General features: G+C 39.4%; 9 protein-coding genes. 3 read left to right on the forward strand and 6 right to left on the reverse strand.

Going from position 1 to position 10601, the window contains the following annotated elements; genetic code table 11:
• Positions 1 to 838: 838 nt before the first annotated feature.
• From Q0238_RS02930 to Q0238_RS02940, 3 genes are all read left to right on the forward strand, one after another.
• On the forward strand, positions 839 to 1675 hold the full coding sequence (locus Q0238_RS02930; protein ID WP_297942779.1) for a hypothetical protein: 837 nt from the start codon (positions 839 to 841) through the stop codon (positions 1673 to 1675).
• Between the two features lie 175 nt (positions 1676 to 1850).
• Complete coding sequence (locus tag Q0238_RS02935; RefSeq protein WP_291935525.1) at positions 1851 to 2003, forward strand: hypothetical protein; 153 nt, start codon at positions 1851 to 1853, stop codon at positions 2001 to 2003.
• Positions 2004 to 2416: 413 nt separating this feature from the next.
• A complete protein-coding gene (locus Q0238_RS02940) occupies positions 2417 to 5428 on the forward strand; it encodes a hypothetical protein (RefSeq protein ID WP_297942782.1) in 3012 nt (1003 codons plus the stop codon).
• On the opposite strand, the gene Q0238_RS02945 is transcribed toward Q0238_RS02940, so the two are convergent.
• The 6 genes from Q0238_RS02945 to Q0238_RS02970 form a co-directional block, all read right to left on the reverse strand.
• Positions 5355 to 6473 (reverse strand): hypothetical protein, encoded by a 1119-nt coding sequence (locus tag Q0238_RS02945; RefSeq protein ID WP_297942784.1) that lies wholly within the window; start codon positions 6471 to 6473, stop codon positions 5355 to 5357. The genes Q0238_RS02940 and Q0238_RS02945 overlap by 74 nt on opposite strands.
• Positions 6451 to 7356, reverse strand: coding sequence for a hypothetical protein (locus Q0238_RS02950; protein WP_297942786.1), 906 nt, complete (start codon positions 7354 to 7356; stop codon positions 6451 to 6453). Before Q0238_RS02950 ends, Q0238_RS02945 begins: the two co-directional genes overlap by 23 nt.
• Complete coding sequence (csm3, locus tag Q0238_RS02955; protein WP_297942788.1) at positions 7353 to 7997, reverse strand: type III-A CRISPR-associated RAMP protein Csm3; 645 nt, start codon at positions 7995 to 7997, stop codon at positions 7353 to 7355. The genes Q0238_RS02950 and csm3 overlap by 4 nt, the downstream gene beginning before the upstream one ends.
• A gap of 9 nt (positions 7998 to 8006) precedes the next feature.
• Complete coding sequence (gene csm2, locus Q0238_RS02960) at positions 8007 to 8417, reverse strand: type III-A CRISPR-associated protein Csm2 (protein WP_297942790.1); 411 nt, start codon at positions 8415 to 8417, stop codon at positions 8007 to 8009.
• On the reverse strand, positions 8414 to 9922 hold the full coding sequence (locus Q0238_RS02965; RefSeq protein ID WP_297942792.1) for a hypothetical protein: 1509 nt from the start codon (positions 9920 to 9922) through the stop codon (positions 8414 to 8416). Before Q0238_RS02965 ends, csm2 begins: the two co-directional genes overlap by 4 nt.
• Positions 9919 to 10601, reverse strand: a 683-nt coding sequence (locus tag Q0238_RS02970) for a hypothetical protein (RefSeq protein ID WP_297942794.1), incomplete at its 5' end; no start/stop codon positions are given. The genes Q0238_RS02970 and Q0238_RS02965, both read right to left, overlap by 4 nt.

Genomic DNA, 10601 nt, shown 5'->3' on the forward strand with positions numbered 1-10601 from the left:
TGAAAGATGAGGCTAAAGAAGAGGGATCATCTAAGGCTAAGGGTAAGAGGGGCAAAAAATCTAAGAAATAACAATAAGAGAGAATATATAAAATAAGGGGAGGAGTATAAGGTGGGCTTCTCCTTTTATAAGATTTTATGAACTTTATAGTTTTATATAGTTGTATTCTTTTCTAATCATTGCTATTGTAAATTTACAAATTTTATAGCTCTTATTTTTTTTCTATCTCTTTTTTTATTATAAATTTTGCAGACTTTGAAATTTTCTTTTGTACTTTTTTCGGCTTTGATTTTATTTTATTTCGTGTTTGATTTATTTGGCTTTAAATTTATAGGTTACTTCGGGGGTAAAATTTAAACAAGTTCGCGCGAGCAAACGAATGTAGTACAAATTTTATTATTCTGCGCAGTTTGCTGCATGCACTGCATAAATTTCACTTTGCAGTCTCTGCCTGTATTCCATGAGTTTTACGCGTTTGTCTTTAACGCTTAATTAAGACTATTTTTTAGAACGATTACACTCAGAATAAACATAAAAATAACCAGAATTTAAGGCAAGCATCATCATAACAACAAAGAGAAACAAAAAGAGTGATTAAAAGATAAAATAGATTAAGTGGTGGTTAGAGGCAGAATCGAACTATGCTTAAAACGCGGGCGATTTAGAGGGCGCGATAAAAAATATCGAAGCGATACCGACGGAGGGTTTAGATAGCGCAACCAAAGAGGGGCTAAGTAAATTCACGAAAGAGGTAATCCCCGAGATTAGGCAAATTATAAAAACCCAAGAGGATGACGCCGTAAGGGCTAAATTTAGCCCCGAGGAATTAAAAAAGGCGTTGATAGATCCAAGCTTAACCACGCAAGAAAAGGTAAATTTAGTAGAGTTGGCTAAAGGGCGCATAAAACAGGATATGGATACGAAAGCGATTATTGACGCTAGCCCTCAAAGCGGCAGAGATATGGCGCTTATCGGGAGGGAAAATTTAAACGGCGATATAATTAAATATATTTTAGAGAGTAATAAAAAAGCAGCTGTTGAAAAACTGAACCCGCAAACCGCAAAAGATTTGGGCTTTAAGTATCCCGACGATGTCCGCAGAACCTTAAGAGCCGATGACGTAAGGCATATTTTGAAAGATCACGGCAAAGATAGCGCGCCTGTTAAGGCGGGAACCCAAAAAGAGGTAACGCTTGATGATATCGCCCGCTTCTCGGAATACGCCGACGAAGCACAAATGCGCGCGATAGGCACAGACAAAAGCGGCGAACGGGTATTAGTGAGCGGGAAGCAAATAAACGGGTATTACGTCATCGTAGAACAGGTTAAGCTTAAAAATAATGAGTTGGGATTAAAAACAATGTTTTTCGAAAAAGGGAGCCTGAAAAATTACAAAGGCTTCGCGTCGAGGACGGATAAATCCGCTCTTACCCACTCGGGTTATGAGCCCGAAGTAAAATTAGACCTCGGCTCCGCGAAGCCTAGCGCTTCTGAAGCTGTTAAGCCTATTATACCACAAAATCTCAAAAATGCATCAATCGATGAGTGGCAAAGCGAAATTTCTAAAGCTAAAGACGACTGGAACGGGCTAAAACGGCTAATGGATCAGATTAAGCAAAACGAAACGCTGGGGCAAAACGGAAAGAGCCAAGCTATATGTAGATATAAGCGATAGAATGAAAAAGCTAAGGCGAGCGGGGGGATAGCCCCGCTTTCTAGCCGCACGAAATCCTCAAAACCTATTAAAATCCTTCAAATTTAGTCTAAAAATACCAAAGAGTGCGTTTTATGGGTAGATTACGCACCCGCACTTGCGCGAAAATTGCCATAACTTTCAAAAGGAGAACGTTATGGCAATCACATCTACGGGCTTTCAAGCTCCAGCAACAAAAAGAGATAAGTTTAAATTTTACGCCAGTATCATCATTAGATATATAGCTAATCTTATTTTGCACCTGATTTTAATCCTACTAAAGGACTATTTATTGAAAATTTATCAATAAAATTTTGCTTAAGAGTCAGTGGTATCATGTCCATGTCGATTATCGTAAGCTATTTGCAAAATTTATGGCTTATGCAGAATTAGATTATTGAAGATAGCGGTAGCATATTTCACAAAATAGTGTCTGCAGCACATTATGATAAAATTTCAGGTAAGCTTTCGATATCAAAAGGTGTCATACACTCAGCTTATAAATTGGCATTGCCTGATAGGCTTTGCCGATTTGTAGCGCTTAACACCTATCTATAGCTTTCGTTATCACTTCGCTTATAAAAAATACTCTACTGCGTTAGACTGGAGGTGCTACCAAATTATAACATAGCACAAGAACGCGGCGTTATTAAATTTAAAATGGAATTCCATGGGAGTTGGAATTATTGTGTCTAATCTTAAGCCGCAGGAATTTTGAATTGTATGGCTGGCGAGCTAGGACTTCGTGCATTAGGCGCAGGAGCGGACGCACTAGGCTTTGATAATGCAGGCAAGAGCTTAAAAGATACCGCAGACGAGCTAGGGCAAACCTTTTCTCAAAGCGCGGAGGCAGTAGGACAAACGGGAGGTGCAGGCACTACCCGCATAATAGGACGAGGATTAAAAAACTTCGTAACGGGTCAAGCTGCAGCCAATCAAAAGCTAGCTAGAGGCATTAACAACGTTTTAGCAGATACCGCAGATTTTTACGGAGCGGACAGGGCTAGGGATTTCTTTCGCGAGAACTCAAATTTAGCAAGCTCAGCGATAAATAAAATTGAAAACTTCGGCGATAACGATATGAAAGGTTGGCAAGCAGCAGGCGAGATAGCAGACGCTACTGCACTAGCTCCTGCGATGCTAGGCCATAGCGCAAAGGCCGCCCGCTTAGCAAAAGCATTAGGCGCTAGCCAAAAGGTAGCTACTCGCATCGGCAATGCCGCAGGATCTGCAGCAAACGGCGCGATAATGGGAGGGTTTACCGGAGGGGCTAGAGCTTACGGACAGGAAAAGCCCGATCTAAAGCAAGCGGGGCTTGAAAGCACTATTTGGGGTGGGGCGAATGCTATTTTAGGTGGGCTTAGCCGCGCTCCGATTTTAGCTAAAGGGGTGCTAGGCAAAGCAAGCGAACAAACGCAAAAAGCAGCGCAAGGCTTGGACTACCAAAATCTAAGAGAGGGCGTCCCGACGCCCGCTGGGACGACCGCTCCGCAAACGCGGGCGGATGGCGAATTATTAAGCCCTCCATTAAGCAGCGACCAATCGGCGCGCCTCAACCGATACTCCGATACTTCTCGGACAATGGCTGCCGCAGATAATGCGGGGGCGGTCACTGATAAAACTATTATACCACAAAATTTTGAAGCGGCGGCGGCTGAGGCGTCCAACTCTCAACATAAGCAACAAGTGCTCGGGGCGCAAATGAATACCGGCAAGGAGCATTTTTCGCCGACCGATAACACTATTATACCACAAAGCTCTGTCGCAGAGGGAATTTTAAATAATCCTAATCTTTTCGGACTTGACGAAAACGTGATAAAGGCCATTCGCCAAGAGCTTGAGGAAGCAGCCGGGATTGCTCCAAAAAAGATGAGCGAAGCAGCAAAAGGGGCAGATAAGGCAGAAGCAGCAGCGCAAGCGCCTAATCCGTTTTTAGATGAGATTTTAAGAGCTACAAACCCTGCTAATAATAACGCGTATTTGGATCAGATCTTAGCAATTACCAATCCTAAAGCCATACAAAAAGAGAAGCGCGGCATCTACAACGTTACTTATAATAGCAAAGCAGCAACGCCTATAAAACAAGATTTAAATAGCGTAGAGGATGCGTTAAGATATGCTAAAGGGGATAAAAATAAAGGTGCCGACCATATACGAATAAGGCATTTAAAAGACAAAAATGCCGAGGGCTATGTTAGTCAAAGCGAGCTTTTAAATATGGGCGAGAATATGCGTAAGTATTTAGATAAATACAAAGAGCCTTTTATCGACAAAAATGGGTTAAAAATATACGAATGGCAGGATAAAGACGGAGTGAGGTTTAGAGCCGTCATCGCTCCCAAAAAAGGAAGTCCGACAACCCAGACTATTACCTCAACCTTAAATGGAAGCGATGAAGCCGCCAAAAAGGGATTAAACCCAAATAGCAGCCTTTACAGCAATGATGATATTATAACCTTTTACTCTGATAGAAATCTTAAAAAACCTATGGAATTTAAAACTCCCGCACTTCGCGAAGCGGATGAAGCGATTAGGGGTGGAGACACACTCTCTAGCCTAGGCACCGCGATGAGAAATCAAGGGCTAGACATCGCTACAGATATTATACCACAAAACGGCGAGAATATGATTAAAGGTTTTAGCTCTAGCGCAATCCCTGCTAATATCGCAAGCGCTGGAGCCGGAGCAGCCACAGGTGCGGCGCTAGATGATAAAAATAGAGCAAGAGGCGCTTTTATCGGAGCGTTGGGCGGGCTTGGGCTAGTAAATGCACCCTCTTTGGTTTCAAAGCTAAAAGGAGGCGCTAAGGTAGGCGAGATAGCGCAGGATATAGAAGCTGCGGCAAAAGATAAGCCTAGCATCTTAAGCAATATGCGCTCCTATCTTAAAGCCGTAGGAGCAAACTCCGCTTCAGAGTTAAAGGATTTAAGCGGCAAGGATATAGGACTAAGCTACGCAAGGCAAATGGCAAGCGAGCATATCAATAAAGAGTTTAAAAATATCGCTTACGAGATTTTATCCGGCTCTCAAAGCTTAGCACAGAATTTAAAAAATGGCGCTATTAATGCAGCTCGCTTTGCAAGGCGCGCATTAAGCGAAACCAAAGGCGCGGATTATCTTTTGCGAAACGATGAGCTATTTAGCGCCAAAAGCGCATATAGCGCTAAAATGGAAAATCTACAATCCGCGCTTAGTGGATTAGACGACGCAGATCGCGTAGCTATGCATGAATATATGGTGGGTGAAGGAAATGCCATTAAGCCTGAGCTAAAGCCACTAGCAGACGCGCTAAGACGTCAGATCGATGATATGAGTGCTAAGCTCGTAGATCTAGGCGTTTTAGATAAGGCTAGCAGAGACGCGCTAGCGGGGCAATATCTTGCTCGCTCTTATGAAAAGCATCTAAAAGATCGCATCAACTCAGTGTTTTCAAGCGGTAAAAAGGTAGATGAAATTCACAGCAGAGGCTTTGCGTTTAAAGAGTTTAAAGATAGGGAAGCGATGGATAAGTTTCTATCTAAAAACCCGCAGATTGCAAAGTCTATGGATCAGGCTTACAATAAAGGCGGCGTGCGCGTAGTAGAAAAGCCTAATGGTAAAATTGAGCTTTGGAGGGATTATACCAAAGATGAGCGTTCGGCTATGGGGGAGATAAAAAAGATTAGCTTTTTATCTCATTTATCTCACATAGCAGCCAGCCAAATGGCACGCACCCCGCTTCTATTTGGTCTTTAACCTTTGCAAGCCATGTCGTAGTTTCGGCTTCTTTTATGATAGGATTTTTACCGACGCCTTGTTTTATGCTAATTTCTCTTTCGCCCTCTATCGTTACGGCGCGTGCGCCGCTATGTCTACCTATGCGAAGTAAGAATTGATTTGGCGCCAAATTGCTTCTACCAAAATCCTTGTAGCTTTTATAAAATTTTTCACTCAAGCATTCGAGTACTCCGTCGTCATTAAATAAAGAGCGAAATATCGGCTCATAGTGATCGTTGCAAGCTTTGATTAGGCGATTAATATCTAGGGGTTCTTCCGTGGAATTTTGCTTAATGCTTAAAGGAATTTCGCATGTCACGTTTGAGACTATAGCTTCTAAGCGGGTACTTAGCGAATCATTGTATTTTATATCATCATTTTTAAGCTCTCGTTTGACGTTTACGGTGGAATAAATTTTACTTGCTAAACCACCGCTATCGCTAATGAGTAGATTTTTAAATGGATTTTCGTCGCTCGGACTTAGTAAAAGATCGCGCACATCATGGTACTTTATTCCTTCTTTTACTAATAGCTCTTGGTATGCTGTAGAAATCGCTCCTTTTAAACTGCTACCGGTTAGGATCGCCGAATCCCTTTTTTGATTTTTATTCGATACGCATTTATAAATTTCAAGCTGATTTATTACGTTATTTTTGCCACTTTCTTTTTGAACTACCTTGCCAATTTTATCGTAATATTCTTGCGCGGTATTCGGGCTTACTTTTACGATTTTATAAGCTACTTGTCTTCCTTGTTTTTTATGCGCGAATATAAAATTTTGCATTTTAATAAGCCCATTTTCATCGGACGTTTCCATTAGATCGCGGAATTTTTCCTTATCCGTTTCGGATAGAATTTCATATAGAGCCATTGTGTCAAATTCGTAAAGTGCATCTATCTCTTTTCCGCTCGGTTGTAAGATTTTTTCTATTACATATCCGGTCGGTTCATAAATTTCGCCGCTTCCGATATGCACGGGGCTTAGAATTTTGATTTTTAATTTATAGTGTTTTACAAAGCTCATTTCCGCTCCATTTCGTAGGCATTAAAATAGCGTATCCTTGTTGCACGCTTTTTTTGTGGGTTGAAGCACCGCGAATACTTTTACCGATAAATTGTATATTGCTTTTATCTTCTAGCGCTATTAATGCTGATGTTTGCGCCATTAATACGGGTTTTTTAGTCACATCTGACGATGAAGCCAGATCTCCACCATGCTTTCCGAACCTGGTAAATGGCTCGTAAAAGCACTTCTTGATAGCCAAATCGGATCCTTGTAAAACAAAAGGGCTGAGCGCCATAAAGATTTTACTTGCAGGCGTATTTAAATTTTCAAATTTATTGATCTTAAATCGCCCTTTGCCAATACTTGCCTTTTTTCCGTAGCCGCATTCTCCTATATCATGCATGACGGCTTTTAATTCCTCTTGGCTAAAAGCATTTTCATCGATTAAAAAATATATATCAAGCGGCGGCAATGCAGTCTCGATTAGTGCAAACGGAGCGAATTCATCGGCATCGGTAGTAAAAGTAGCGTAGTTAATAGAATTCTTCATTGTGGCGTTTTGTTTGATTTTTGACTCTATTTCATCGTCTGCTAGGGCGTTTTGAAATTTGCCTTCGGCAAAATCGTCCGCTTTGAGCCAAATCTTTTTTCTTATAGCTTTCTTATCGATATTTTTTCCAAAAAAGCTAAGCGGCAAGCAAGGCTTTGGCAAAAAACCCGATAAAAATCCATCGGAAGCGATCAAAAACGGCTCTTTATCATAATTTTCAAGAAGGCTTTCCAATCTTGTTTCGCCGTATCTATATATTATTGCCCAACAAATTTGCCCCCATAAGGTATCGCCTTTTAGCGAGGTTGCAAAAGACGACGTGGGCGTAATCGTGGTTTTAAGGAGCTTCATTTTTCGACCCATTCGTCTTTGTTGCTAAATTCCACTCTTCCGTATCCGCGAGAACCGCTACCACCCAAATAATCATTTTCCAATAAATTTAAACCGCGCTTGATAAGCTTTTTAAAATCATCGATATCATCGCCTTCTAATACTTTGATTTTAAAATCGTAGCAAAATTTAATTCCTTCAGGTACTCGCTCGCTTTGACGCGGATGTTCGGCGGTACCTTTTTGTCGGTCGATTATGTTTTCATATTTTGCTTCGCTTAAAATTTTATCTTCACTCTCGGGGCTTATTCGGCAGTCGCTAAAACTAATTCTAGTGATGCCAAATTTATTTTCTTTGACATCGCTGTCCCCAAATAACTTTAATAGAATTTCTGCGGATTTTCTATCTTGGGCTCTTTCTATATTTTTATAAGAAAATGGCGCACCTTTTTTATCTTGATCTAGTCCTACCAATCCCAAGTCCCATTCGAGCAGGCTTCTAATTTTACCTTTGAGTGAGCTAGCTGGTATATAGGGTCTGCCGGAATTGGCGTCTTTTATAACTTGATTATCTATACCGCCGATTTTCATAACGTCATCGCCACCGCCTATGTGAAGCCCACTTAAAAGCCTAATATCGCCTTTTAAAGAGTAAATTTTCATCTTTTTTCCTTATTTTTTACTAAATCCTAAAACTGCTTCAAAAAACAGTTTAAACACCTCGAGTTTTTCTACGCTATCTACCTGCGAAACACAGTCTTTTATAAATTCTACAAAGTTTTTACTTACATTCTTTCTGCTTGAAGCATAGGCTACTTTGGAATTTAGCATCTTCACAAATGGCAAAATTTCGGCGGAATTTTTAGTTTTTGCTTTTTCGCATAAATCCAGCACGTAGTCGTAAAATCTTCTGATTTGCGATTGAGTAATTCTAATACTATTCGCCGTTTTCTTTGCGGTTTCATTAAAAAGTTCGCCGTCTTTGATATAATCTAACGTGATCTTTTCATATAAAATTCCAGACTTATCGGCTTTGGAATCGTCGTAGCTTTTGCGTTGTTGGCCGTTATGGGCGTAGTTCATCTTGCTCTCCTTTTATAAATGAATTCACATAGTGCCATTTTTACCTGTTCGGGACTTTTTTCTAGTACATTTTGCATCTTTTGTATTAGCCATTGCGAGTCTTTGGATAAATTTCTTACTATTAAATAATTCAGCTTCGAAGCCCAGATATTGGATCTTGCGTCATTAGCTTTAGCGCTTTTTGCCATATCGCAAAGCTCTAGCAGATGATATAAAAATGCTGTATTTAGCTCCTCTATGCTTTCAAGCGTATTTGTTATGAGCGCATACATCGTTTTATACTCGCTCCATCTAGCCGTTTGTCCAAATAGAGTAATAGCGTCCTTTTTTATCCCTTTTTCATCTTTAAATTCCTTGGCAAGCTCAAGTTGGTTTTCGCTCAGTTCGGCTAGGTATTTAATAGGCACGGAAGGTTTTGCAATACAAATCCCCATACTTAGGCTAAGTGTTTTGTCGCTAATAAATTTCTTAAACTCATCATCTATAAATCTAGCAATATTTAGCACCGTATCCCAAGCTCCCACCAATAGTAAATCATCTCCGCCTGAAAATACTATATAGGTATGTGGAAAATTTTGTTTTATTAGACGCGGAATGTAAATACTAAAAAAGCTATCAAGCCCCTTCGAAAACATATCAAAGCTATCAAAACTATTAGTAACATTACTATTTTTGATGAAATCTCCCATTCCATCGACATCGGCTTTCAGCACCGCTATAGCTTTTAATCCCAAAGGCTCATCCTTGTGCATTTTATTGCATGCAAGTTGCGCTAGTTCGTTAAAGCTTGCCGTTTGCCCATCTTTTTTAAATACATAAGATTTTATACGCTCATCTAGTTCTAGCTCACAATTAAAGCCTTCCAAATCGATTCCTAGCTCGTCGAGAGAAATTTTTGAAGTTTTTGTATCTGCAAGCTTGGCCCCAAGCCTCTCAAAGCCGCTTTCTATTGCTATTATATCGGCATAATTTAGTACGATTGCGCTTTGATTTAAAAGATCGAATTTATTAAGTTTTTCTAGCTCGAAAGCATCGCTTACTCGCTCTCTAAACGCCCTGTAACTATCCTTATCACTAAAATCGCTTTTTTTACAATCAAGCGCCACTAAACTCATACCTGCAATAGCGCTAAATTTATCGATAAAAAATTTATCTACGTTGTGTTTGATGTCGTTAAATGTATCTTGGATGAAATTTTGCTTCGGTATTAGAATTTCAAATTTTCCCGCGCTTATGCTTAGAATTTTACTTTCGCTTATTTTCAATTTGAAGCATATAAATTTAGCAATCGCTTTGGTGAAGAGCTGAACGTAAGCGGATTTAGCACGCAGAATTTTAGCCGCATTTTTAGTATTGATATTTTCAAAAATAAATTTTTGAATACCGTAGAAATCTCCGGCTATAAGATACATTTCATCATTTAAGATATCGTCTATATCGGTAATCCGAAAGCTTTGCTCAAGCTCTTTAAATTCGCTATTAAAGAAATCGCTAAAATTGCTCAAAGATACTCCTTTTTAAAACAAATTTTTATAATTTTAATGTTTTTATCTCCAAACTTCTCTGAGAGCCACCTTTGAAGTTTATCCGTATCTATTTCCTTAACTACTTCTTTTCCTTTTATACTTTCCTTTACAGGTTCATAGAGCATCACTGTAGTTGTACCAATGGTATCTTTCTTCGAGAAACTATTGAGTTTCCCAAAATAGAAATTTTTAATATTAGGAAAGAGGATTTTTATTTCTTGGGCAAATTTATTATCCTCCATCTTATATTTTTCTAATTCTTCTGTAAGATATTTAATCTTCACATCCTTATTGGAGAGAGAAGCTTTATTCTTGTTAATTTCTGATAGTATTTCAGCACTGATATCCGATTCCTTTTGACGAATAACAAGATCAGTATTGAGTATATTGAAGTTTTTTAGATTATTCTGTAAGTTCTTCAGTTCCTCATCTGTGAATTTCTTATCCAGAAAAGCCAATTCAATAGTTTTAGGAGTTGAATTATAATGTATTCTTTTATAAATAATCGTATATCCGTTATTTTCAAATTCAGCAGTAATAAAATGGGTTACGTTCTCATGGAAATTTTTTTCCTGGAAAAGGCTATATGCCAAATACAAACTGGGGGTAACAATAAGGATTACCAATGTGGTGATAACAACGCGCAAACGCTTGTTGA

Source organism: uncultured Campylobacter sp., assembly GCF_938045775.1.
Taxonomy (GTDB): domain Bacteria; phylum Campylobacterota; class Campylobacteria; order Campylobacterales; family Campylobacteraceae; genus Campylobacter_B.

Excerpts from the sequence above, each read along its gene's own strand:
- Q0238_RS02935 (WP_291935525.1), top strand. The coding sequence starts at position 1,851 with ATGGCAATCACATCTACGGGCTTTCAAGCTCCAGCAACAAAAAGAGAT.
- Q0238_RS02940 (WP_297942782.1), top strand. The coding sequence starts at position 2,417 with ATGGCTGGCGAGCTAGGACTTCGTGCATTAGGCGCAGGAGCGGACGCA.
- Q0238_RS02945 (WP_297942784.1), bottom strand. The coding sequence starts at position 6,473 with ATGAGCTTTGTAAAACACTATAAATTAAAAATCAAAATTCTAAGCCCC.
- Q0238_RS02950 (WP_297942786.1), bottom strand. The coding sequence starts at position 7,356 with ATGAAGCTCCTTAAAACCACGATTACGCCCACGTCGTCTTTTGCAACC.
- csm3 (WP_297942788.1), bottom strand. The coding sequence starts at position 7,997 with ATGAAAATTTACTCTTTAAAAGGCGATATTAGGCTTTTAAGTGGGCTT.
- csm2 (WP_297942790.1), bottom strand. The coding sequence starts at position 8,417 with ATGAACTACGCCCATAACGGCCAACAACGCAAAAGCTACGACGATTCC.